The sequence below is a fragment of the Mesorhizobium sp. M1004 genome (genome assembly GCF_040318795.1).
Classification (GTDB): Bacteria; Pseudomonadota; Alphaproteobacteria; order Rhizobiales; family Rhizobiaceae; genus Mesorhizobium.
Genome location: NZ_JAMYNB010000022.1, coordinates 1 through 24,157 on the forward strand (window position 1 = coordinate 1; position 24,157 = coordinate 24,157).

Below are 24,157 nucleotides of genomic sequence, written 5' to 3' on the forward strand. Positions count from 1 at the left end.
CCCCTGCTATTTCCCGCGGCGGGGGGGGTTTAACCCGGGGCTGGTCCACGCGGCCCGCGGGGCCCCCCCCACGGGCAAAACCCGGGGCATGGGGGGGGGGTTTTGGGCCGAGGCCGACGTCAGGCAGCAGCTTTGCGAAGCCTACCAGCTCTATCTGGCGCTGACCCAGATGACGCGGCTTTGCCTCACCGGCGCATTCGAACGCGATGACGTTCCGCCGGGACTGTCGGATCTGCTTCTGGCGGTGACTGACCTGCCGGATTTCGGTGTGCTGGAAGCACACCTCAAGGAGACGTCGCAAAAGGTCAGAAAGGATTTTGACCTTTTGCTTCGTACGAAACGGTTGTGAGGGCGTGAAGCGCTGGCGGCTGTTTCGGATCGCATCGGGGGTGACGATGCAACAGGAGAATACCCATGAGAAAGACAACCGGACTTGCCCTTGCCTTCGTCGCGCTTGCCGGCGCCGTTGGCACCACCGCCTATGCCGAGAACAATGCCAGCGCCAGAATGCGCGAGGGCGCGATGATGCGCCTCGACAAGGCGATGAAGGATTCCAACGGCACCATCAGCTTCGACCAGTTTTCCGACGCCATGAACGCGCGGCTGAAGAAGCTGGTCGCCGACAATGGCGGCAAGCTGACCGTTGCCCAGCTCGCCGACGCGCTGGAAAAGGCGCGGTTCGAGGAAATGGCAAAGCGTATCGTCGCCCGCTACGACACCAAGGGCGACGGCACGCTGACCACGGACGACATCACCGGGCGTGAGAAAAAGGTGTTCGCCATGCTCGACCGCAACAATGACGGCAAGATCGAGCGCAACGAACTACCAAAGAACGGCCGCATGGGCCGCCACCACCAATGGGACGGCGGCGACGACAGCATGGAGTGAATGGCGATATGTCTCCGGCGGCGAAAGCCGCCGGAGCCCTTACATGACCGCGCCTACCCAGTCCTTGAACGCAGCGGAGAGCACCGCTCGCATTGGCGGGCCGTCAGGCCGCCGCCTTCACCGCCGGTTGCGCCTTCTTCACCGGGATGCGCACCGACACGATCGTGCCGACGCCTTCGGTCGAGCGGATTTTCAGCGCTCCTCCTTGCAACTCGGCCAGCGAGCGCGAGATGGCAAGGCCGAGGCCGGAACCGGCGTGGTTCTTCGAAAACTGGTTCTGCACCTGTTCGAAGGGGCGGCCAAGCTTGCTCAGTGCCTCCTTCGGAATGCCGCAGCCATTGTCCTCGATGGTCAGCACCAGCGCGCCTGACGTGTTGCGGGCGCGCACCGAGATATGGCCGCCCTGGCCGGTGAACTTCACCGCATTCGACAGCAGATTGATGGCGATCTGCTTGATCGCCCGGCGGTCGGCGAACAGCGTCATCGTATCGGCGATGCGGGTTTCGACCGTGATCGATTTCTCCGCCGCCTGCAGCGAGATCACCCGCACCGTCTCGCGGATCAGCGGGCAGAGATCGATTTCCTCGCGGTCCACCGAGAATTGGCCGGCTTCGATCTTCGACATATCGAGTATGTCGTTGATGACGCCGAGCAGATATTTGCCGCTGCCGTTGATGTCGTTGGCATATTCCTCGTAGCGCGGCGAACCGAGCGGCCCGAACAGGCCTTGTTCCATCAGTTCGGAGAACCCGATGATGGCGTTGAGCGGCGTGCGCAGCTCGTGCGACATGTTGGCTAGGAATTCGGATTTGGCCCGATTGGCGGCCTCGGCGCGCTCGGTTTCCTTCATATATTCGCGGTTGAGCTCGACCAGTTCCTTGGCGCGCTCTTCCTCGGCCCGGCGGGCGAGGCTGAGGTCGTGGATGGTCGCCATCAGCCGGCGCTCGCTGTCGACCAGCTTTTCCTGGTGCAGCTTGATCTGGGTGATGTCGGAGCCGACGGAGACCGTGCCGCCGTCCCGGGTCCTCAGTTCGTTGACCTGCAGCCAGCGGCCGTCGGAGAGCTGCCGCTCGAAGGTTGCGCCCCCTTGCGGCCCGTTGGTGTTGGCCAGCCGCCGTTCAGAGGCGAAGGCCAGCATGCGCTCTTCAAGCACGGCGCGCGCAGCGCCCGGCATGACGTCGCGGTCCGACAGGCCGTTGTCCTTCTGGTATTTGGAATTGCACATGATCAGGCGCTGGGCGGCATCCCACAGCACGAAGGATTCGTTGATGTTTTCGATCGCGGTCCGCAGGCGCAGGTCGGCCGCCTCCGAGCGCAGCGCCAGATGCCGCTGCTCGGTGACGTCGACGGCAATGCCGATCAGCTGGATCTCAGGCGCTTCCGGGTCGATCACCTGGGCCCTGGCGCGCATCCACACCCACTGGCCGTCGGCGTGACGCATCCGGAACACCTGGTCGATATGGTCGATCTCGCGCTCGACGATTTTGTTGGCCAGCTCGAACAGGTCGCCGTCCTCGGGGTGGATGATGTCGTCGACCTCGCCGAACGACAGCATCGAGTTGCAGGGCTCGTAGCCCAGCATGTCGTACATCGAGCGCGACCAGTACATCTTGCCGCGCACCATGTCCCAGTCCCACAGGCCGCAGCGACCGCGAACCAGCGCCATGTCGATGCGCTGATGGGCTTCGAGATAGATGCGGTCGGCTGTCTGGGCGCGCGATGCCTGGCCGAAATAGGCGTAGAGGATGATGATCAGCACGCCGGCTGTCAGCACAAACAGCGTGACGTTGAGCGAGACGGTCTTGCGCCAGTTGTCGAACACCGCTTCCTGCGGCACCAGCACGGCGGCGGCGTTCTTGCGGTCCCGGGTCAGGCTCACCGCCGCGTACCAGTCCTGGCCGCCGATGCTGACATCCATGACCCCGGCGCGGTCGCCGAACATGAACAGCGGCTGGCCGTCCAGCACCAGGCTGTCCAGCGATCGCCCTTGCCAGCCGGTCGACAGCGGCGACACGGCAATGATCTTGAAGGCGCTGTCGGTGATCACAAGCACATGGCTTCTGCCCATGGCGCCCTGGCGGCTCGTGCTTTCCAGAAGATCAATTGCACCGCTGGATGCCGCGGTCGGGTCGGCCGAGATTGCGTTCGCCATCTGGCCGGCGGCGAGACCTAGCACCGCCTTGCCGTCGCGCTCGGCCTCGTCGCGCTCGTTCATCAGTGACAGCACGCGCAGTGCGGCGATGACGATCAGGAAGATGATGATGAGAGCCGGTATCGAACGGCGCAGAAGGGGTTCGGCAGCCAGGAGCCGCCGGTAGGCTGGTTCAGCGATGAGCCGCGTATTGCCGGCGAGGCCGTCGCCTCGCGCCTTGCGCCGCTCAAAAGCCGTCCCTTCGGGCGCGCCCCACGCGTCCGCCTTGGCCATAAATGGCACTCCCCGAATTTCCGTACGCTTGACGATCCGGCAACACCGCACGTCCGAATCGTCTGTAAAGAATCAAAGGTGATTCGCCTTGTCCAGAGGCGCGGCCGAAAAACATTAAAAATTGATTGAAATAACGCTGAAATCCCTCCTTGAGGCGAGGGTGGCCCGAAGGGCCGGGTGGGGTCCTTGGCGAAGCGCTCGACTCTCACGGTCGAAGTTGGTCGAGGTCGCGCACTGCCGCAACGACCCCACCCGTCCATCCGCCTTCGGCGGCTGTCCACCGTTCCCTCAAGGGGAGGGATCAGGCTAGCGTTCGCTCCACAATATCCCGCAAATCCGCCGACAGGTTCTCGGCACCGGCGATCGCCAGCAGCGCTTCCCTGGCCTGAGCTTGCCTGCCCGGCTCCAGCGAGCGCCACGAGCGCAGCGCTGTCGCCAGCCTGGCCGCCACCTGCGGATTGCGTTTTTCAACCTCGAGTACGGTCTGGGTAAAAAACCGGTAGCCTTGGCCATCGGCTCGGTGGAAGCCGGTCTGGTTGGCGCTGGCAAATGTGCCGACCAGCGAGCGCACCCGGTTCGGATTGGCCATCGAGAAAGCTGCGTGACCAGTCAGCTTGCGTACCGTATCGACTGTCCGGGGTCCCGGCACGCTGGCCTGGATCTGGAACCATTTGTCCATGACCAGCGGATCGGCGCCATAACGCGCCTCGAAGTCGGCCAGCGCCTTGATCGCCTCCGGCGAACCGTCATGGCGGTGCGCAAGGACGGTCAGCGCTGCGGCGCGGTCGGTCATGTTCGTCGCGACCTCGAAATGCCGGGCGGCGAGCGCAGCACCTTTCGGCAGCAGCGAGAGGTAGTCGAGCAGGATGTTGCGCAGCGCGCGGCGTCCCGCACTTGCCGCGTCGGGGCTGAACGGCCCGTCGTCGGCGAGGCGGCCGTATAGGTCGGTGAACGTTTGCTGATTGGCGCGCGCCATTGCCAGCGCCAACGCCTCGCGAGCGGCAAAGATGGCGTCGGGATCGATGTTCGTGCCGATGTCGCGGGCAATGTCGGCCTCGCCCGGAAGTGACAGCGCCAGCGCCCGGTAGGCAGGTTCCAGGGTCTCGTCGCCGGCGATCTTGCCGGCAAGTCCGGTCAGCCTGGCGGTGAAAGCCGGCTTCGCGCCGCCGAGGATCTGGCGGAAGGCCGCTATCAGCGCATCGGTGAGCAGCGTGTTGAACGCCTGCCAGCGCGCGAAGGCATCGCTGTCATGGCCGGCGAGGAAGAACTGGTCGTCGGCCTTCTGCTCGACCGAAAGTGTGATCGGCGCCGAAAAGCCGCGATTGAGCGACACCGCCGGCCGCTCGGCGACGCCTGAGAAGCGCACCATATGTCGGCGCTTGCGGATATGGATGACACCGTCTTCGACGGTGGCGCCTTCGACGCCGCCATAGGCGACCGGTTCGCCGCCGGCGCCGACCAAGCCAAAGGCGAGCGGAATGTGCATCAGGCGCTTGCGGCTCTCCGACGGTGTCGGCGGCACCGACTGCTCGATCTCGAGCGTAAACTCGCGCGTCGCCGGATTGTGCGTCGAACTGACGGTCAGGTTCGGCGTGCCCGCCTGGTGATACCAGAGCGCGAACTGCGACAGGTCGCGCCCGGAGACGTCCTCGAACACCTTCAGGAAGTCCTCGATCGTCGCGGCCTCGCCGTCATGGCGCTCGAAATAGAGATCCATGCCGGCGCGGAAAGCCTCGGCCCCGAGGATAGTGCGGATCATGCGCACGACTTCCGAGCCTTTTTCGTAGACGGTCGCCGTGTAGAAATTGTTGATCTCGCGGTAGCGGCGCGGCCGCACCGGATGCGCCAGCGGTCCCTGGTCCTCGGGGAACTGGTGTGCCCTCAGCGTGCGCACTTCGGCGATGCGCTTGACCGCGCGCGAGCGCTGGTCGGCGGAGAATTCATGGTCGCGAAAGACCGTCAGCCCTTCCTTGAGGCAGAGCTGGAACCAGTCGCGGCAGGTGATCCTGTTGCCGGTCCAGTTGTGGAAATACTCATGCGCGATGATCGCCTCGATATTGGCGAAATCGGCATCGGTGGCGGTTTCCCGGTCGGCCAGCACATACTTGTCGTTGAAGATATTGAGGCCCTTGTTCTCCATGGCCCCCATGTTGAAGTCGGAAACGGCGACGATGTTGAAGACGTCGAGGTCGTATTCGCGGCCGAAGGCCTGCTCGTCCCATTGCATCGAGCGCTTCAGCGCATCCATGGCGTAGCCGGCAAGCCCCTCCTTGCCTGGCTCGACATAGATGCCGAGTTCGACCTCGCGCCCGGACATGGTGACGAAACTGTCCGCAACCTTGCCGAGATTGCCGGCCACGAGCGCAAACAGATAGGACGGCTTGGGGAAAGGGTCGTCCCAGACTGCAAAGTGCCAGCCGTCGGCAAGCGCGCCGCTTTCGACCGGATTGCCGTTGGAAAGCAACAGCGGCGCTTCGTCTAGCCTCGCCTCGATACGCACGGTATAGACCGACAGGATGTCGGGGCGGTCGAGGAAATAGGTGATGCGGCGAAAGCCCTCGGCCTCGCATTGCGTGCAATAGACATTGCTGGAGCGGTAGAGGCCCATCAGCGCCTCATTGCTGGCCGGCGCGATCTCGGTCTCGAGCAGCAGCTGGAAACGGGCCGGCGGCCTCAAAATGGTCAGCTGGTCCGGCGTGGCGAGATACTCGGCCGGGGCAAGCTCGCGACCGTCGATGGCTATGCGCTTGAGCACCAGCCCGTCGCCGTCCAGCACCAGCGACGTCGAGGCGGCGGCGCCATCGCGGCGTTCGATCGTCAGCACTGCGGTGACACGCGTTGCGTCTGGCGAAAGGCGGAAGGTGAGGCCGGTTTGCGGGATGGAAAAGTCGTTGGGGCGGTAGTCTTCGAGCTTGAAGACCTGGCCGGTATCGGTTCGCATTCCCTTGGGTTTCCCTGTCGCTATCGGAGCCGCTGACGTGTCCTGGCCCATTAATCTAAAGTTGCGCGCTCTTTACACGAAACGGTCACTCGACAAAACTGCGCCAATGCCTATTTCGGGGCGTTCCCCTTCCGCCATCATCGTGAGGCCTTGATGACCGTCGTCAGATCGAAGTTCGGCATGGGCGCCTGTGTACCGCGTCGTTCGACGCGCATCTCAGCGGAGATCCGGGAAGCAACAAAACAGTGAAAGCCGGGCCTGGAGACGAAGCGGGCGGGAAACTGTCCGATCATCCCGGCGCGCATCGGCCCAAAAATCGATGTCGATTTTTGGAAAGCACGATGCGCAGATTTAAAGTGTCAGAGCGTCCTTTGCGCGTCGAAGACGACGCGCGGCGCTCTAATGTTCTCACCGGGATCATGCTCAAGGTCATGTCGGTGGCGGTCTTTGTCGGCATGCAAACCTGCATCAAGGCCGCCGGCACTTTGCCGGCCGGCCAGATCGTCTTCTTCCGCTCCTTCTTCGCCATCTTCCCGATCATCGTCTTCCTGGCCTTCAAGAGAAAACTCGGTACGGCGTTCGCCACCAAACGCCCGCTGAACCACATTGCGCGCGGTGTCGTCGGCGTTTGCGCCATGGGGCTCGGCTTCTTCGCGCTGACCCGGCTGCCGCTGCCGGAAGCGATCACGCTGAACTATGCCCAGCCTTTGCTGGTGGTGGTGTTCTCCTCGCTATTCCTCGGCGAAGCCATTCGCGTCTATCGCTGGAGCGCGGTTGCGGTCGGTCTGGTCGGCGTGCTGATCATCTCCTGGCCGGAGCTGACGCTGCTCACGTCGGGCGTCGCGCTCGGCGACCAAGAGGTGCTGGGCGTCATCGCTGCTCTTGTTTCTGCAGCAATCTCCGCCAATGCCATCCTGCTCGTGCGCAATCTTGTCCAGACTGAACGAACAGCGACCATCGTGTTGTGGTTCTCGGCGACGGCGAGTGTCATGGCGCTGCTTACGCTGCCCTTCGGCTGGCAGGCGCTGACGCCGCTGCCGGCCGGTCTGCTGGTCGCAGCAGGGTTCTGTGGCGGGCTGGCGCAGATTTTGATGACGGCGGCGTACCGCCATGCCGAAGCTTCGGTGGTGGCGCCGTTCGAATACACCTCGATGATCCTCGGCGTGGTCGTCGGCTATTTCGCCTTTGGCGATATCGCCACCATCAACACGCTCGTCGGCGGTGTGATCGTCGTTGCCGCCGGCATGTTCATCATCTGGCGCGAGCGCCAACTCGGCCTGGAACGCACCCGAACGCGCAAGGCAGCGCCACCACAGGGGTGAGGAGGTCCGCGGGGTTGCTCAGCTAGCTTCCGCACGTTCCTTCGCCAGCCGCACCAGCACCGCTCGCGTCTGCTCGTCGGCCGGGAAGAAAGACTCGATCGCCAGTTCCGACAGCGTCACGTCAAGCGGCGTGCCGAAGACGGTGATGGTGCTGATGAAGGACAGCACCTGGTCGCCACGCGCCAGCCGCAGCGGATGGACGATGCCGTTGGGCTCGACCGGCACCGGCCGCGCGCCCTTGAGCCCGGAGGGATAGGTTCGCAATTCGCGCTCCAGCTCGACCAGGACGGGATCGCCGGCGGCATCGTTCTGGTGTTTCAGCCGCTCCAGCAGATGCGCCCGCCATTCCGCGAGATTGACGATGCGCGGTGCGATGCCGTTCGGGTGCAGGCTGAGGCGCAGCACATTGACCGGCGGCTGGAGCAGCGACGGCTCGGCAACATCGGCCAGAAACGGGCCGATGGCGGCATTGGCGGAAATCAGGTTCCAGTGCCGGTCGACGGCGAGGGCGGGGAACGGCTCATGCCCTTTGAGCACGCTCTCGACTGCGGCAAGCGCCGGCGCCAGCGTCGTATCTGTGAGTGGCCGATCGCTGAAGCTCGGGGCAAAGCCGGCAGCCAGCAACAGCTGATTACGCTGCCGCAGCGGAATCTCAAGCTGCTCGGCCAGATGCAGCACCATCTCGCGCGAGGGCGCGGCGCGGCCGCTTTCGACGAAGGAGAGATGACGCTGGGAAATCTCAGCCTCCATTGCGAGATCAAGCTGGCTCATGCGCCGGCGCGTGCGCCATTCGCGGATCAGGCTGCCGGCGGAGGTTTGGGCTGTTGTCATGGGAGGATGAGTAGGCCGGGGCGGGCGGTATTTCAATTACCTCTGAGGTCATTGGCGCGGTTCTCCCTTCTCCCCCTGTGGGAGAAGGTGGCCGAGCGAAGCTCGGTCGGATGAGGGGTGTTCCAGGGAACGCCAACGTCTCACTCCGCTGGAACACCCCTCATCCGTCTCGGCGCTGCGCGCCGATCCACCTTCCCCCACAAGGGTGGAAGGAAGAGGCGCGCCTCACCCCACCTCTCGCAACTTCGCTTTCACCTCGAGAAAATCCCGCCACGCCAGTTTCTTGTGCGCCGGCGTCCGCAAGAGATAGGCCGGGTGCAACGTCGGCATGGCCGGAATGGCAGTGCCCGACACCGTCGTGTGCACCTGCCAATTGCCGCGCAGGCGCAGGATGCCCTCGGTAGTGTTGAGCAGGGTTTTGGCCGAAGGGCCACCGAGATTGACCAGCACCTTGGGATTGACCAGCTGTATCTGCCGCTCGATGAACGGACGGCAGATTTCGGTCTCGTGCGGCGTCGGCGTGCGGTTGCCGGGCGGCCGCCAGGGAATGACATTGGCGATATAGACCGAAGTCCGGTCAAGCCCGATCGCCGCCAGCATGCGGTCGAGCAGCCGGCCGGAGCGGCCGACGAAGGGCAGGCCCTCAATATCCTCGTCGCGGCCGGGCGCCTCGCCGACCAGCATCACCGAACCCTCCGGGTTGCCGTCGGCGAAGACCAGGTTCTTGGCGGTGAATTTGAGGTTGCAGCCATCGAAGGACGCCATGTGCTGGCGCAGTTCGTCGAGCGTCGAGGCGCTTGCCGCCATCTGCCGGGCCAGGGCCGCCTGTGCCTCGTCGGGCACCGTCGCCATGGCCGGAACGGAACGCGCAGGCGCGTCCGGCACCCGGCTTGCGTCCAGCCCGGGGCTGGCGGCGGCTTGTTCCGGAAACTTGTTTTCGCGAGACGGCGCGGCAGGCGCCGTTGTGCGCTCGGGGCGCTTCGGTGCTGCCCCGGCAAACCGGTTCACCGGCGCGTCCTCCAACGCTTCGTCGACACCGGCAGAGGCGTAGAAGGCGAGCAACTCGGCCAGGTCGGATCGGTTGTTGGGGGAGGCGGCAGTCATGCCGGGCACATTCGTCCGCCGAGAGACGATTTGCAAGGTTGGGCGGTTAGTAATCTCCCCCTCAAGGAGGGAGATTACGCGCTCGTCGGCTTTCGCCAATCACGAAGGGCATTTCGTGGCGATTTTCACGGCGTCTGCCGCTTACCCCGTCGGTATCCGCGGATCCTGCACCAGATAGAACGTCCAGCGCGGCGTGTAGTCGGTGATCAGAAACTGGAAGCGTCCCCTCTTCAGCGGGTCGATCTGTCCACTCTTGAACAAGAGCCGGTCATAGGGTTCGAAATCGCGGTCGAAATCGGCGTACGCGCTCGACAGGATGTTGTCGGGCGTCTTGTTGCGCTGGTCGAAGGACAGGCCGTCGCCGAACACGCTCGGCTGGTTGAGTATCTCCTGCAGCTCGAACTGGAATTCGACCCAGGCCTGGCCGCTGTTGTTGAGCACCTCGATACGCATGTACAGGATGCCGTTGGCGAATTCGCCGTTGGTGCTGAACGGCTGGATCGGTTTGGTGGTGCGGATGGTGAGCGTCACCGGCGTCGACGAATTCAGCTCCTCGGAGATGACCAACGGATCTTCCTTCGTGCCGGTGCCCGAGGCGCCGGTGATGTGGAAACCGCCAAGCTCGTCGGAAAAGGAATAGGCGCCGGTCGCCCACACCTTCACCGGCTCGGCCTGAGCGCGAACCGGCGTAAGCATTGAAAGGGCGAGAAGGATCGCTCGGCAGGTCCGGCCGGGCGGAAGGGGGAAGCGCGTCAATGAATAGCCGGACGGCGTGCGCATGGAAATAAGTATGGCCGATAAGAGAGCCGTCGAACAATTAAAATATGGGACGCTGAGCGCGGCCGCGCGCAAAACGCTTGCGGCAGAGTTGTTATCCGCGACTTTTTGTCGAAATCGGCATTGTCACGTCAGCGCCGGTTTCCTGTCGCGGATTGATGCGCTATGCAGCGCAGGAGCCAGCAAAATGCCGGAAACGGTTGGCCAGAGCGGAGGGGTTGATGAGCGAGATCGAACGCGAGAGCATGGAATTCGACGTGGTCATCGTCGGGGCCGGCCCGGCGGGCCTTGCCGCAGCGATCCGTCTCAAGCAGGTCAATCCCGAGCTTTCCGTCGTGGTGTTGGAAAAGGGCGGCGAGGTTGGTGCCCACATTCTGTCAGGCGCCGTCGTCGATCCCATAGGCATCGACCGCCTGTTGCCGGGCTGGCGCGAGGAAGATGGCCACCCCTTCAAGACGCCGGTTACGGCCGACGATTTCCTGGTGCTCGGCCCCGCCGGCTCGTTCCGTCTGCCCAATATACTGATGCCGCCGCTGATGAACAATCACGGCAACTACATCGTCTCGCTCGGCAATGTCTGCCGCTGGCTGGCAACCAAGGCTGAAGCGCTAGGCGTGGAGATCTATCCGGGCTTTGCCGCCGCCAGCCTCGTCTACAACGATGCCGGCGCGGTCACGGGCGTCGTCACCGGCGACATGGGCGTCGAAAAAGACGGCACACATGGCCCGGGCTTTGCGCCGGGCATGGCGCTGATGGGCAAATACGTGCTGATCGGCGAGGGCGCGCGCGGTTCGCTGTCCAAGCAGCTGATCGCAAAATACAAACTGTCCGACGGCCGTGAGCCCGGCAAGTACGGCATCGGCCTCAAGGAGCTGTGGCAGGTCAAGCCCGAGAACCACCGGCCGGGCCTGGTGCAGCACTCCTTCGGCTGGCCGCTCGACCTGAAGACAGGCGGCGGCTCCTTCCTCTACCACCTCGAGGATAACCAGGTCGCGGTCGGCTTCGTCCTGCATCTCAACTACAAGAACCCCTGGCTGTCGCCCTTCGAGGAATTCCAACGATTCAAGACGCATCCGGCGATATCGCGCACCTTCGAGGGCGCCAAGCGCATCGGCTATGGCGCGCGCGCCATTACCGAAGGCGGCTGGCAGTCGGTGCCGAAACTCTCCTTCCCCGGCGGCGCGCTGATGGGGTGTGCGGCGGGCTTCGTCAACGTGCCGCGCATCAAGGGTTCGCACAATGCGGTGCTGTCCGGCATGCTGGCGGCCGAGCATGTCGCGCAAGCGATCGGCTCCGGCCGCGCCAATGACGAGCTGTCGTCTTATGAGGACGCCTGGCGCGCGACCGATATCGGCAAGGATTTGAAGAAGGTCCGCAACGTCAAGCCGCTCTGGTCGCGCTTCGGCACCATTATCGGCGTCGGCCTCGGTGGTCTCGACATGTGGCTGAACACGCTGTTCGGCTTCTCGCCCTTCGGCACGCTGAAACATGGCAAGGCCGATTATGCCACGCTTGAGCCCGCGGCCAAGCACAAGAAGATCGCCTATCCCAAAGCGGACGGCGTGCTGACCTTCGACCGCCTGTCCTCGGTGTTCCTGTCCAACACCAATCACGAGGAAAACGAGCCGGTGCATCTCATCGTCGGCGACGTGGAGTTGCAGAAGCGTTCCGAGCATGATGTCTTTGCCGGGCCTTCGACCCGCTATTGCCCGGCCGGTGTTTACGAATGGGTCGACAAGGACGGCAACGCCGCCGCCGATCCGTCTGACAAGGATGTGCGCTTCGTCATCAACGCGCAGAACTGCGTGCACTGCAAGACCTGCGACATCAAGGATCCCAACCAGAACATCAACTGGGTGCCGCCACAAGGCGGCGAAGGCCCGGTCTATCAGGGCATGTGAGCCTCACCGACCGGGGCCGTCTCAACCAGCAAAAATGGCGGCGATGGCCGGGTTTACCAAGGCATGTAAGGCGCTCGGCGCCAAAGATTGTTGAAACCGTCGTCTGCTTGTGGTCTCATTGCCGCGTCCATGGGGAAAATGGCATGCGCGTGGTGGTCTTGTTTTGCGTCGCCGTCGTAAGCGCGGCCTGCGGCGTCGTCGGGACGGCGTCGGCGGGGGTGAAAACCGTCGTCAAGACGCGAACCTATGACATCACCGGCACGACAGGTGCCGGTCTGGTTATCGCCATGAACCGCAGGGGCCCCAAGCACGGTTTCATGACCCACGCCATCGCGCAGACAAGCTACACCGCCGACTGGAGCCTGGACGTGGGTCAGGTCAACGGCGTCTGCCGCCTGCGCCAGGCCAATGGAACGCTCAACATCGCCTACACCTACCCGCGCGTCGCCTCGGCCGTCACGCCGGCGCTGCGCAAACGCTGGAACCGGTTTTTCACAGGCGTTCTCGCTCATGAAGGAACCCATGGCCGTATCGCCGGGCAGATGATGCAGGCTGCCGAGCGGTCGGTTCGCGGCCTGAAATTTGCCAACGATCCGCAATGCAACAAAACGCGCGTCGAAGCCACGCGGCGCTTGCAAGCCACTTCCAAGCTCTATGAGGCAAAACAGATCGCGTTCGACGCGCGCGAGCACAGTGAAGGCGGCCATGTCGAGCGCATCATCGAGGCCTTGGTAGGCTTGTGAAACCGTAAGCCCCGTGGCGTACGATCTAGCCGCCCATGCTGGGCTGGATCAGCGACACAGTCGCGGTAGAATCCTCGTCGACCGGCTTGGTCTCGTCGCGCATCAATGAAAATTCCACCATCACCGGCAGATGGTCGGAGCCGGTCTCTTCCATCTGCGTCGACGACAGGATGGTCACCCCGCCCTTCGAAAACACCTGGTCGATCGGCAGGCCCGCATAGCGCCGCAGGAAATCGGGCAGGGTCCGGTGGATCCAGGTCGGTCCGGCCGACGGCATCACGGTCAGTCCGCCGAGCGAGGCAACGCGCCGTACCGCGGCGCTCCACGGCACGGCGTTGCAGTCGCCGGCCATGATCGCCGTCTCGCCGAGCGAGGTGAGCGTCTCGGTCAACTCGCCGATCTGCCAGTATTGTTCCTTCGGCCACGGCCAGCTCAAATGGATCGCCGCGACATCGACCGGAGTGCCGCCGAAATCGACGGTGGCGGCCGCCATCGCGCCGCGCGGTTCGCAATGCGGCTCGGTGCCGGCCGCAAAGGGTCGCCGGGACAAAAGCGCCACGCCCCACACGCCCTCGGGATGGGCGCACAGGATGCGATAGGGATAGGCGTTCTCGATATAGCCGAGTTCGGTCGCCCACATGGCCGATACTTCGTCGAGCGTGATCACGTCCGGGTTGGTCCTGGCGATCAGCGAAAGAACCTTCTTGGGTGTCGGATTGTTGAAACGCAGGTTCATCTGCAGCAGCCGGTAGACCGGTTCGTTGCCGGGCGCGGCGTCATTGGCGGCCTGCACCGGCCACAGGCGCGGCAAGGTGCTCAACGTGCTGGCGAAGGCGGCCACGGCCAGCAGCAGGCCCACGCCCGCCTGCAGGCGAAACGAGGTGGCGAGCAGCGGCAGCGCAATCAGCCCCATCAGCACGGCAAAATGGATGCGGAAATGGGCGAAGGAATCGAAGGCCGGATGCAGTGCGCCAAAGAACCCGGCTACAAGCGCGGCCGAGAGGCCGAGCATTGCCAGGAACGCCATTGAAGCCATCATCTTTCGCACGCGTGCCATCAGACCGGGTTTTGCCCATAGACCGGGTAATACATTGCCGAGGTATCAGGCCTTTATCGGCTGAAATGCGGCCCAATCAAGATGACGAAACGCCTCGCGGCAAACATTTACGGCAAGCCGGTCTACTGAAAGGCCGTCTCCGAAAAGCTTCTCAGCTTGCGCGAATGCAACCGTTCCATCGGCATTTCCGCCAGCTTCTCCATCGCCTTGATGCCGATGGTCAGATGCTGCGCCACTTGCCGCTTGTAGAATTCGGTCGCCATGCCGGGCAGCTTCAACTCGCCATGCAGCGGCTTGTCGGAGACGCAAAGCAGCGTGCCGTAGGGCACGCGGAAGCGGAAGCCATTGGCGGCGATCGTGGCCGATTCCATATCGAGCGCGATGGCGCGCGACTGCGACAGCCGCTGCACCGGTCCGCGCTGGTCGCGCAGTTCCCAGTTGCGGTTGTCGATGGTGGCGACGGTGCCGGTGCGCATGATGCGCTTGAGATCGTAGCCGGAAAGTCCGGTGACTTCGGCGACCGCCTCCTGCAGCGCCACCTGGATCTCGGCCAGCGGCGGTATCGGCACCCACACCGGCAGGTCATCGTCCAGCACATGGTCTTCCCGGACATAGGCATGCGCCAGCACATAGTCGCCCAGCGCCTGAGTGTTGCGCAGGCCGGCGCAATGGCCGAGCATCAGCCATGCATGTGGCCGCAGCACCGCGACATGGTCGGTGATCGTCTTGGCGTTGGACGGGCCGACGCCGATGTTGACCATGGTGATGCCGCCATGGTTCGGCTTCTTCAGATGATAGGCTGGCATCTGAGGCAGGCGCGGCGCCGCCACGCCTTCGCTGGGCGCGTTTTGCCCTGCCTTGGTGATGACATTGCCCGGTTCGACGAATTCGGTATAGCCGTGGCCGCCTTCAGCCATCTGGGCCCGCGCTCGGGCGACGAACTCGTCGATGTAGAACTGGTAGTTGGTGAACAGCACGAAGTTCTGGAAATGCTGCGGGCTGGTCGCCGTGTAGTGCGTCATGCGGTGCAGCGAATAGTCGATGCGCTGCGCCGTGAACGGCGCCAGCGGCCTTGGTTCGCCGAACGCGACCTCGAAGGTACCGTTGGCGATCTGGTCGTCGGTGCCGTCGAGATCCGGCACGTCGAACAGGTCGCGGATCGGCCGTTTGATGCGGTCGGCGGCGGCGCCATCGACATGGGTTCCTTCAAGGAACGCGAAATGCAGCGGGATCGGCGTGGTCGATTCCGAAACCGTTACCGGCACGCCGTGATTGCGCATGATCAGGCGAAGCTGCTCTACGAGATAGCGTTCGAACAGCACCGGCTGGGTGATGGTGGTCGAGAAATGCCCGGGGGTCGGCATGTGGCCGTAGGCCTGGCGCGAGTCGATCTGGGTGAACGAATTGGTGGTGACGCCGATCTCCGGGTAGAAGGCGCGGTAGCGCTTGCTTTCGTCGCCGCCGGCGGCAAGCGTGGCAAAGGAGTCGCGCAGAAACTTGGTGTTGCGGTCGTAGAGCACCTGCAAGGCGGCCACGGCCTTTTTGGCGTCGTCGAAGCTCTGCTTGCCGAAAGGCTCCGGCATGACGACCGATTCGATAGCTTGTGGGTAGATTCGCTTTTCCATGGCTCAATATAGAGACTTGAGGCCGCACTTGGGAGGGGAGGGTGGCCGCCAAGTGGTCGATTTATTCGTCCACGCCCAAGGTGTGCTGAGATTCAGGTAAGGCTGAGCCGGAGTCGAGGACGGGCGCGAAGCGACCAAACTGGTTGGCTTCGAGAACCGGAGCGGAGCGTACTCGAAGCATGTGAGCACCAAGGCCGCCACTTGCAGGCCGGCATCACCTTAATACCGGCACACCTTACCCGCGCTGCAGACTGACCAGCAAGACAAAGCCGACGCCATGCTTCTTCGTCGCCGGCGCGTCGATCGTCGTGTCGGCATTGGCCCGCATCATTGGCATGGCCAGGACCGGCGCCGACAGCACGACCAGGACGAGCGCCGCCCGCGGCAGGAGCCGAAGGGTCTGGAGGGCGTTGATGGCGATGCGGTTCATGGCTTTTGCTTTTCTGTTTGGATCTATGTCTTTGTCGTCTCAGGGGCGAAAATGGTTCATGCAATCGAATTGGCAGGAACTGGCTGCATCCCAGGAACGGGCCGGACGGCCGGATTCGGCCACGAGGATGGCGAAGAGCATCCCGAACAGGCTCATCAACAGGCAGACGATGGTGAAGCGGCGAGCGAGCATTTGCGGAGTGTCTCCTTGAACACGCCATCAAAATGCCCTGATGCGACTGAACCGGCGCTGATGCCGACGTTCATCTGCGGTTCAAAGTGATTGACGATGTTTTAGGGAGAGCATCGGTTCGGGTTTGCGCCGCCGCAAACGGCACGGTCGTCGCTATGGCGCGGACCGTCCTGCAAAAGAAAACGGGGCCTGTGAAGGCCCCGTTGGTCAACTCAAAGCAGCAAGATCAGAGCTTGTGCCAGGTCTGGCTCTTGCAGATCAGCCCGCCGAGCACGCAGCCGCTCATCTTGAGCGAGGTGCCCGACAGTGTTGCCTTGCCCGAATAGGTCTTGTCGTTTGCCGGATCGGTGATGTTGCCGGCATATTTGTTGGCCCCGGCCGCCTTGAGCGAACCGATGGTCTTCCCGGCATATTTGCCGGTCTTCAGGGTGATGGAGAATGAACCGCTGCCGCCGATAACTGCTGTGTCGCCGGCTTGTGTCTTCCAATTGCCTTCGATCGGATCGGCCCAAGCCGCACCAGCCATCATCACGGCGGCCGCCAGGGCCAAGCTCACTTTGCGAAACATATCTGTCCTCCCTGGTGTTAGGTGGGGCAGCCGCCTCTCTGCCCCTTACGCAAACGTAAGCTAATCCAGCTCCCGGCAAAACAAAAGCGGGTGCCGCGACGGAAGGTTTCGCAATTTTCATGCGGGGTCGGGAGAGCGCAGCCCGTGAAAATGAAACGATCGAGGCGTTGGCTTTGGTTTGCGTGGTTAGCAGAGTGTTGATCGGCGTCTTGCAAATTTTCGTCAAATCGATCGAAAAACGGCGGGATTGCTGACTTTGTATCCTTAACGAATTTCCGCGTTTACCTCTTGTTTTAGCTTTGTTTTCTCCAAATTAAGCACGCCATTTAACGACGGATTCAAGGCTCGGCCTCATTCTCGGAAGCATCGAAAGAGCGGCTCCCCGGGGAACACCGGGGGACAGAAGAGGCCCGCTCTCGGGAGCCAGACAGGGGACTAAAATGGCACGTTTTGAAATGCTTGAAGCCGGCTTCGGCGCCATGGGGGCAACTGCCCAGGCCGACATTCTTTTCGAACTGGGCATGATGTATGCGACCGGCCGCGATTGCGAGACCGATGTCGTTGCCGCCCACAAATGGTTCAACATCGCCGCCATCAAGGGCTCGGTCCGCGCCGCGGAACTGCGCTCGGAACTGTCGGCCGCAATGTCCAAGGTCGAGATCGCCAAGGCGCTGCGCGAAGCCCGCGAATGGATGACGATGCACTGAGATCGCGAGCAGATTATCGCAGGCAGATTATCGAAAACAGGGAAGCCCCGGGATCAAGACCGCAAAGACGGTCGGAACCGGTGAAACGACAAGGCCGCGACAAGACGGCCGACCATGAAAGAACAAGAACGCGGCAGGCCGGCACGGTCCAGTCGTGCACAATGGGGACGGCGGGCAGGTTTTCGTGGCGCGGGGGCGCATGGGGACTGCTACGAGCAAAAAGCCACGACCGGCCGGAACAGGCTGGCGTGGCTTTTTGCGTTGATGAGGCCCAATCGAGCGGCGCCGATGCGCCTAGACAGGCCCAATGAAGGATGAAATTGTCCCGCCTTCGGAAAGAAGCGCGGCCAGAGCGGCTGCGCGAGTGTGGGAGGAGTTCTATCACCATGAAAAAAACGGGTATTTTGAGCGCGGCCGTATTTGGCCTGATGATGAGCGCGCCGGTTGCCTTTGCCGATGACATCACCATTTCGGTGGTCGGCCCGATGACCGGACAGCTCGCCACGATCGGCGATCAGTTCAAGCAGGGCGCAACGGCAGCCGCCGATGCGATCAACGCCGCCGGCGGTGTCAACGGCTCGATGATCAAGCTCGACATCGAGGACGACCAGTGCGATCCCAAGCAGGCGGTTTCGGTGGCCAACCGGATCGTTGCCAACAGCGTCAAGTTTATTGACGGCCATGCCTGTTCAGGTTCGAGCATCCCGGCTTCCGCCGTCTACGCCGAGGCCGGCGCGCTGATGATGAGCCCGGCCTCTTCAAATCCCGAGCTGACCGATGCCGCCGCCAAGGCCGGCTGGCCGACGATCATGCGTCTCTATACGCGTGACGACGCGCAGGGCGCCTTCATCGGCCCGTGGATCGCCAAGAAATATGCCGGCAAGAATGTCGTTATCCTGCATGACAAGAGCGCCTACGGTCAGGGCGTTGCCGATGCCGTGAAGGCGACGATGAATGCCGGTGGCCTCAAGGAGATCGACTATGAAGGCATCAATGCCGGCGAGAAGGATTATTCGGCTCTCGTCACCAAGCTGAAGGACCTCAAGGCCGACGTTGTCTATTTCGGCGGCTATCACCCGGAAGCCGGGCTTATCCTGCGTCAGTCGGCCGAGCAGAGCGTCAAGTTCCAGCTGATCATGCCGGACTCGATCGCCTCGCCGGAATTCTGGCAGGTCGCCGGCCCCGCCGGTGAAGGCACCCTGTTCGTCTTCCCGTCGGACCCGCAGGCCAAGCCGGAAGCCAAGGAGGCCATCGCCAAGATCAAGGCGGGCGGCTTCGTGCCGGAAGGCTTTACGCTGTTCTCCTACGCCGTCGTTCAGGCGTTTGCAGAGGGCGTCAAGCGCGCCGGAACGGACGATCCGGTCAAGGTAGCCGAAGCGCTGAAGAACGGCACGCCGTTCAGCACCGTGGTCGGCGACGTGACCTTCGACGAGAAGGGCGATCTGAAGAACGCCAGCTACGACATCAACCAGTGGCACGACGGCAAATACGCACCGATCGCGCAGTAAGCGGCCGCGTACTCATGGCAATGGCCGGGCTTGTCCCGGCCATTTTTCATTCAAGCCTCCAGCCGGCTATGCAGCCTCTTCAACGAAGCGCACCAGCACCGTTCCGTCGGTGACCTGCGCGCCCTCGGTGGCGATCTCGGCGATCACGCCGTCATGGCTGGCCGCGATCGTGTGCTCCATCTTCATCGCTTCCAGGATCAGTAGCGGCTGGCCCTTGATCACCCTTTCGCCCTTTGCCGCGCGCACCAGCTTGACCAGGCCCGGCATCGGCGCGCGCAGGCTGCCCGAAGCGGCGGCCGCCTCGTCGGTTCGCGCCAGCGGATCCGGGACGAGGAAACTGTAGCCGACCGCGCCTTCGAACACGGTGACGTGGCCTGGCCAGCGGGCAAGGCGAAGGGCGGCGCGAAGATCATGCGAATTGACGCTGTCATAGGGCGCGTCCAGCGCCACCTCGAAGCGCCCGTCCGGCCGCACTGAAACACGCGCCAGTATATCGTCCTCGCCATGGCGCAGGCGCGTGCGGCGCGCAACGCTGTGGAAATGCGCATAGCCGGCAAGCGACGACCACGGATCGTTCGACGGCGGCAAGGCACCGGCGCCCGCCGCGGCAAGGGCCGCCGCGGCAACGATCTCGCTGCGCGGCAGGGCGACCGCGGTCAGCGCTTCCTGATGCCTGCCGATCAGGCCGGTATCGACATCACCGGCCGAAAAATCGGCGTCCGCGGCAAGTGCCGCGAGAAAGGCGGTGTTGACGGTCGAGCCGGCAATCTCGGTCTGCGACAACGCAGTGCCGAGCGCATCGAGTGCCGCCTGCCTGTCCTTGGCGTGGACGACCAGCTTGGCGATCATCGGATCGTAGAAGGGCGAGATGGCATCGCCGGCCCGCACGCCGGTCTCGATGCGCATGCTGGCGCCTTCGGGCGCGTTGTCGGGAAACGCCAGGTGATGCAGCGTGCCGGTCGCCGGCAGAAACCCTTTCGCCGCGTCCTCGGCATAGATGCGCGCCTCGAAGGCGTGGCCGGAAAGCGTGATTTCGCTCTGCGTCTTCGGCAGCTTTTCGCCGGCGGCTACCCGCAACTGCCACTCGACCAGGTCGGTGCCGGTGACCATTTCGGTGACGGGATGCTCGACCTGCAGGCGGGTGTTCATTTCCATGAACCAGAAGCGGTCGGCCTTCAGCCCTTGCGAGGCATCGACGATGAATTCGATGGTGCCGGCGCCGGAATAGCTGATCGCCTTGGCGGCCTTGACCGCCGCTTCCGTCATCGCCTCGCGCAGCGCCGGCGTCATGCCGGGCGCCGGCGCTTCCTCGATCACCTTCTGGTGGCGGCGCTGCGCCGAGCAGTCGCGCTCGTAGAGATGCACGGCATTGCCAAAATTGTCGCCGAATACCTGGACCTCGATGTGGCGCGGCTTGTCGACATATTTTTCGACCAGCACGCGGTCGTCGCCGAACGCGGCCTTGGCCTCGCGCCGTGCGCCCGACAGCGCCTCGGAGAAATCGTCGGGATGTTCGACCCGGCGCATGCCCTTGCCGCCACCGCCGGCGCGCGCCTTGATCAGAACGGGATAGCCGATCTCACGCGCCTTGGACGCCAGCAGCACGATCTCCTGCGCCTCGCCATGATAGCCCGGCACCACCGGCACGCCGGCCTTTTCCATCAGCCGCTTGGCCGCGTCCTTCAGCCCCATGGCGCGGATCGAGGCGGCCGACGGGCCGATGAATGTGAGCCCTGCTGCTGTCACCTGGTCGACGAAATCAGGGTTTTCCGAGAGAAAACCGTAGCCGGGGTGGATTGCTTGCGCGCCGGTCGCCAGCGCCGCCGCAACAATCCTGTCGCCGCGCAGATAGCTTTCACCGACGGGCGAAGCGCCGATATGCACCGCCTCGTCGGCCATTTCGACATGCAGGGCCTTGGCGTCCGCGTCGGAATAGACGGCAACGGTGCGCACTCCCATCTTCCTGGCCGTGCGTATCACCCGGCAGGCGATCTCGCCGCGATTGGCGATCAGGATCTTGGCGAACATGGAGCCTCCCGGGTTTGTCTCGGGCGGCGCCGGTCTAGCAGGAATGAGCCTATTTCGAAGCCGCGATTTTGCAGCCGCCGCTCGCGGTCTGAACCTTCCACTTTTTCAGGCCAACCTGACAGCTTCGCAACGCCAACTCTTCCGCGGCCTTCTGAGATGGCGCGTTCAGCCGCGCACCGCAGATGATGTAAAGATCGTCGACGCGGGAGTAGAATGTGGTCGCGTAGGCCGAGTGGCCACTCGCCGCGACATAGGCGTTGTACGACTTCGTGCAGGGCTCCTTTGGATTCAGTGACAACGGAGGCCAGAATCGGGTGTCTCCCTTGCTGCCCGCCAGCGATCCAGCCGCCCCGATACCGGGTGCCGTAAATACGAGCAGGCCGGCAAGCATCGATACAGTAATTCGTTTGATGCGTGTCGATTTCATCTTGCGCCGCCCATTTGAAAAATGCCCAAGCCGATGCTTGTCGGCCTACTTCGATGCCGCAACTTCGCAGCCCGCACCTGTAATGACCTTGTAATGGCTGCGGGCGGACTCGCAGGATTTCATCGCCCGTTCTTCGGCAGCCTTCTGTGACGGTGCATTCAAGCCCGAGCCGCAGATGATGTACAACGAACGGATCCGGGCATAGGGCGTGGTCGCATAGGCCGAATGGCCGCCGGCGGCCACATAGGCGTTGTAAGCCATGGTGCACTGGTCTTTCGGGCTTTTCGGCAAATACGGATAGAAATGGATGTCGCCTTTGCTTCCCGCCAGCGATGCCGCGGCGCCAACGCCGGGTACCGCAAATATAAGCAAGACTGCAAGTACCGACGCAGTCGTTTTTCCCGAATATTTCGGCCTCATCTTTACCCCATCCCCGTTGCCCAATGCGGGATGAACAATAGCGTCTATTCTCCAGTGCCGCCAGCCTGCTCACCGAAAATTTCTTTTGCGTAGGTGGATAAACCATCTTATCCATGCAGACTAGCATCCTTCAATGGCAGCAACGGCTTGTCGGTATAGTTGAGCTGTTGGCTCGTCGAAGCAGCAGAAAATAACTGTTTCGGGCGTTGAGTTCTGTCCGACGAAGGTACCTGCGATGCCAACGGCAATCTGCGTCGCCTCATTTTTCGGATAACGGTAGATGCCGGTGGAGATCGCCGGAAATGCCACGGTCCGGCAATCCCTGGCGGCGGCGATTTCGAGCGACCTGATATAGCAGGAGGCGAGCAGCCCGGCTTCGCCTTTTCCGCCGCCTTGCCAGACAGGTCCGACCGTGTGGATGATGTAACGTGCCGGCAGGTGATAGCCCTTGGTAAGCTTTGCTTCGCCGACCTTGCAGCCGTTCAGCATCCGGCATTCGAATTCGAGCTCCGGGCCTGCGGCGCGGTGAATGGCGCCGTCGACGCCGCCGCCGCCCAGCAGCGAGGAATTGGCGGCGTTGACGATGGCATCGACCGCAAGCCTGGTGATGTCGCCGGTGTGGACATGTATCCGTTCGCCGAACTTGCTCATCTCACATCCTGAACACGCCGAACTTCGTTTCCTCGATTCCGGCGTTGAGCGCGGCCGACAGGCTGAGCGCCAGCACCTCGCGCGTTTTCGCCGGGTCGATGATGCCGTCGTCCCACAGCCGCGCCGAGGAGTAGAGCGGGTGGCCCTCATGCTCGTATTTCATCAGGATCGGCTTCTTGAATTTCGCTTCCTCGTCCGCGCTCCACTCACCGCCCTTGCGCTCGATGCCCTCGCGCTTGACCACCGCCAGCACGGTCGCCGCCTGTTCGCCGCCCATCACCGAAATGCGCGCGTTCGGCCACATCCACAGGAACCGCGGCGAGTAGGCGCGTCCGCACATGCCGTAATTGCCGGCGCCGAACGAGCCGCCGATGATCATGGTCACCTTCGGCACGCGAGCGGTGGCGACCGCCATCACCAGCTTGGCGCCGTCCTTGGCGATGCCGCCGGCCTCGTATTTCCGCCCGACCATGAAGCCGGTGATGTTCTGCAGGAAGATCAGCGGGATCTTGCGCTGGCAGCACAGTTCGATGAAATGCGCGCCCTTGACAGCACTTTCGGAAAACAGCACGCCATTATTGGCGATGATGCCGACCGGCATGCCCTGAAGATGGGCAAAGCCGGTGACCAGCGTGGTGCCGTAATTCTGCTTGAACTCGTCGAACTCGGAGCCGTCGACGACGCGCGCGATCACCTCGCGCACATCATAGGGCTGGCGCAAATCCGTCGGCACGATGCCATAGAGTTCACGCGGATCGTGAAGCGGCGGCGCGGGTTCCTGTAAGCTCAGGCTTACGGTCTTGCGCCGGTTGAGGTTCTTGACGATGCGCCGGCAAATCGCGAGCGCATGTTCGTCGTCCAGCGCATAGTGGTCGGCGACACCGGACAGCCTGGTGTGCACGTCGGCGCCGCCAAGCTCCTCGGCGCTGACATCTTCGCCCGTAGCCGCCTTCACCAGAGGCGGGCCGCCGAGAAAAATGGTCGCCTGGTTGCGCACCATGATCGTCTCGTCCGACATTGCCGGCACATAGGCGCCGCCCGCAGTACATGAGCCCATGACGCAGGCGATCTGCGGAATGCCGGCCGCCGACATGTTGGCCTGGTTGTAGAAGATGCGGCCGAAATGCTCGCGGTCGGGAAACACCTCGTCCTGGTTGGGCAGGTTGGCGCCGCCGCTGTCGACCAGATAGACGCAAGGCAGATTGTTTTGCAGCGCGATCTCCTGCGCGCGCAAATGCTTCTTCACCGTGAGCGGATAATAGGTGCCGCCCTTCACCGTGGCGTCGTTGACCACGACCATCACCTCGGTCCCTTCGACACGGCCGACGCCGGCGATGATGCCGGCCGAGGAAATCTCCTCGCCATACATGGACCATGCCGCGAACTGGCCGATCTCGAGGAAAGGCGAGCCGGTGTCGAGCAATTGCGCCAGCCGCTCGCGCGGCAACAGCTTGCCGCGCGAAACATGACGCTCGCGCGCCTCCTCCGAGCCACCGCGCTCGACGGTTGCCGCCTTGTCCGCAATGTCGGCAACCAGCGCCCGCATGCGCTCGGCATTGGCGAGGTAGGTTTCGGAGGAGGGCGAGATCTGGGTTTGGAGTACGGCCACATC

Annotated in this window: 21 protein-coding genes and 1 pseudogene; 7 read left to right on the plus strand and 15 right to left on the minus strand. The window is 63.2% G+C overall.

What is annotated here, in order from left to right:
- Both NKH54_RS29585 and NKH54_RS29590 read left to right on the plus strand, forming a co-directional pair.
- Nucleotides 1-349: pseudogene (locus NKH54_RS29585) on the plus strand (hypothetical protein); the annotation flags it as partial.
- Nucleotides 350-414: 65 nt separating this feature from the next.
- Nucleotides 415-888 (plus strand): EF-hand domain-containing protein, encoded by a 474-nt coding sequence (locus NKH54_RS29590; RefSeq protein WP_023705425.1) that lies wholly within the window; start codon nucleotides 415-417, stop codon nucleotides 886-888.
- 103 nt (nucleotides 889-991) lie between these two features.
- Here NKH54_RS29590 and NKH54_RS29595 read toward each other — a convergent pair whose 3' ends face one another.
- Entirely contained in the window at nucleotides 992-3,313 is a 2,322-nt protein-coding gene (locus NKH54_RS29595; RefSeq protein WP_023670189.1) for a PAS domain-containing sensor histidine kinase, read from the minus strand.
- Nucleotides 3,314-3,614: 301 nt separating this feature from the next.
- On the minus strand, nucleotides 3,615-6,254 hold the full coding sequence (pepN, locus tag NKH54_RS29600; RefSeq protein ID WP_353029519.1) for an aminopeptidase N: 2,640 nt from the start codon (nucleotides 6,252-6,254) through the stop codon (nucleotides 3,615-3,617).
- Between the two features lie 419 nt (nucleotides 6,255-6,673).
- On the opposite strand from pepN, the gene NKH54_RS29605 reads away from it, so the two are divergent.
- Entirely contained in the window at nucleotides 6,674-7,576 is a 903-nt protein-coding gene (locus NKH54_RS29605) for a DMT family transporter (RefSeq protein WP_353029541.1), read from the plus strand.
- An 18-nt stretch (nucleotides 7,577-7,594) separates the two neighbouring features.
- Here the strand turns inward: NKH54_RS29605 and NKH54_RS29610 are convergent, their stop codons facing one another.
- The 3 genes from NKH54_RS29610 to NKH54_RS29620 form a co-directional block, all read right to left on the minus strand.
- Nucleotides 7,595-8,407, minus strand: coding sequence for a helix-turn-helix domain-containing protein (locus tag NKH54_RS29610; RefSeq protein WP_353029520.1), 813 nt, complete (start codon nucleotides 8,405-8,407; stop codon nucleotides 7,595-7,597).
- Between the two features lie 225 nt (nucleotides 8,408-8,632).
- Nucleotides 8,633-9,511 (minus strand): uracil-DNA glycosylase, encoded by an 879-nt coding sequence (locus NKH54_RS29615; protein WP_353029521.1) that lies wholly within the window; start codon nucleotides 9,509-9,511, stop codon nucleotides 8,633-8,635.
- A gap of 141 nt (nucleotides 9,512-9,652) precedes the next feature.
- Entirely contained in the window at nucleotides 9,653-10,207 is a 555-nt protein-coding gene (locus tag NKH54_RS29620) for a hypothetical protein (protein WP_032889263.1), read from the minus strand.
- A 302-nt stretch (nucleotides 10,208-10,509) separates the two neighbouring features.
- On the opposite strand from NKH54_RS29620, the gene NKH54_RS29625 reads away from it, so the two are divergent.
- Nucleotides 10,510-12,189 (plus strand): electron transfer flavoprotein-ubiquinone oxidoreductase, encoded by a 1,680-nt coding sequence (locus NKH54_RS29625; RefSeq protein WP_353029522.1) that lies wholly within the window; start codon nucleotides 10,510-10,512, stop codon nucleotides 12,187-12,189.
- Nucleotides 12,186-12,932 carry a DUF922 domain-containing protein gene (locus tag NKH54_RS29630; RefSeq protein WP_348625725.1) on the plus strand — a complete coding sequence of 249 codons (747 nt, stop codon included), beginning with the start codon at nucleotides 12,186-12,188 and terminating at the stop codon, nucleotides 12,930-12,932. The genes NKH54_RS29625 and NKH54_RS29630 overlap by 4 nt, the downstream gene beginning before the upstream one ends.
- A 25-nt stretch (nucleotides 12,933-12,957) precedes the next feature.
- Here NKH54_RS29630 and NKH54_RS29635 read toward each other — a convergent pair whose 3' ends face one another.
- The 5 genes from NKH54_RS29635 to NKH54_RS29655 form a co-directional block, all read right to left on the minus strand.
- The gene (locus NKH54_RS29635; RefSeq protein ID WP_155924236.1) at nucleotides 12,958-13,971 is read right to left on the minus strand and encodes an endonuclease/exonuclease/phosphatase family protein; all 1,014 of its coding nucleotides are present in this window, start codon (nucleotides 13,969-13,971) and stop codon (nucleotides 12,958-12,960) included.
- Nucleotides 13,972-14,111: 140 nt separating this feature from the next.
- The gene (locus NKH54_RS29640; RefSeq protein ID WP_023731828.1) at nucleotides 14,112-15,572 is read right to left on the minus strand and encodes an AMP nucleosidase; all 1,461 of its coding nucleotides are present in this window, start codon (nucleotides 15,570-15,572) and stop codon (nucleotides 14,112-14,114) included.
- A gap of 277 nt (nucleotides 15,573-15,849) precedes the next feature.
- Complete coding sequence (locus NKH54_RS29645) at nucleotides 15,850-16,044, minus strand: hypothetical protein (protein WP_023670200.1); 195 nt, start codon at nucleotides 16,042-16,044, stop codon at nucleotides 15,850-15,852.
- Between the two features lie 39 nt (nucleotides 16,045-16,083).
- On the minus strand, nucleotides 16,084-16,236 hold the full coding sequence (locus NKH54_RS29650; protein WP_023670201.1) for a hypothetical protein: 153 nt from the start codon (nucleotides 16,234-16,236) through the stop codon (nucleotides 16,084-16,086).
- A 226-nt stretch (nucleotides 16,237-16,462) separates the two neighbouring features.
- Nucleotides 16,463-16,804, minus strand: a complete 342-nt coding sequence (locus NKH54_RS29655) for a DUF2147 domain-containing protein (RefSeq protein ID WP_023687258.1) — start codon at nucleotides 16,802-16,804, stop codon at nucleotides 16,463-16,465.
- A 440-nt stretch (nucleotides 16,805-17,244) separates the two neighbouring features.
- Here NKH54_RS29655 and NKH54_RS29660 point away from each other — a divergent pair, with 440 nt between their 5' ends.
- Both NKH54_RS29660 and NKH54_RS29665 read left to right on the plus strand, forming a co-directional pair.
- On the plus strand, nucleotides 17,245-17,511 hold the full coding sequence (locus NKH54_RS29660; RefSeq protein ID WP_006199745.1) for an SEL1-like repeat protein: 267 nt from the start codon (nucleotides 17,245-17,247) through the stop codon (nucleotides 17,509-17,511).
- Between the two features lie 386 nt (nucleotides 17,512-17,897).
- Entirely contained in the window at nucleotides 17,898-19,019 is a 1,122-nt protein-coding gene (locus NKH54_RS29665) for an ABC transporter substrate-binding protein (RefSeq protein ID WP_023687260.1), read from the plus strand.
- 66 nt (nucleotides 19,020-19,085) lie between these two features.
- Here the strand turns inward: NKH54_RS29665 and NKH54_RS29670 are convergent, their stop codons facing one another.
- The 5 genes from NKH54_RS29670 to NKH54_RS29690 all read right to left on the minus strand — a co-directional run bounded on the left by NKH54_RS29670 (nucleotide 19,086) and on the right by NKH54_RS29690 (nucleotide 24,154).
- A complete protein-coding gene (locus tag NKH54_RS29670) occupies nucleotides 19,086-21,047 on the minus strand; it encodes an acetyl/propionyl/methylcrotonyl-CoA carboxylase subunit alpha (RefSeq protein ID WP_352788137.1) in 1,962 nt (653 codons plus the stop codon).
- 49 nt (nucleotides 21,048-21,096) lie between these two features.
- Nucleotides 21,097-21,474 (minus strand): hypothetical protein, encoded by a 378-nt coding sequence (locus NKH54_RS29675; protein WP_023684512.1) that lies wholly within the window; start codon nucleotides 21,472-21,474, stop codon nucleotides 21,097-21,099.
- A gap of 45 nt (nucleotides 21,475-21,519) precedes the next feature.
- On the minus strand, nucleotides 21,520-21,894 hold the full coding sequence (locus NKH54_RS29680) for a hypothetical protein (RefSeq protein WP_023670207.1): 375 nt from the start codon (nucleotides 21,892-21,894) through the stop codon (nucleotides 21,520-21,522).
- A 120-nt stretch (nucleotides 21,895-22,014) separates the two neighbouring features.
- Nucleotides 22,015-22,545 carry an O-acetyl-ADP-ribose deacetylase gene (locus tag NKH54_RS29685; RefSeq protein ID WP_023670208.1) on the minus strand — a complete coding sequence of 177 codons (531 nt, stop codon included), beginning with the start codon at nucleotides 22,543-22,545 and terminating at the stop codon, nucleotides 22,015-22,017.
- Between the two features lies 1 nt (nucleotide 22,546).
- Nucleotides 22,547-24,154 (minus strand): carboxyl transferase domain-containing protein, encoded by a 1,608-nt coding sequence (locus tag NKH54_RS29690; RefSeq protein ID WP_352741773.1) that lies wholly within the window; start codon nucleotides 24,152-24,154, stop codon nucleotides 22,547-22,549.
- Nucleotides 24,155-24,157: the final 3 nt, after the last annotated feature.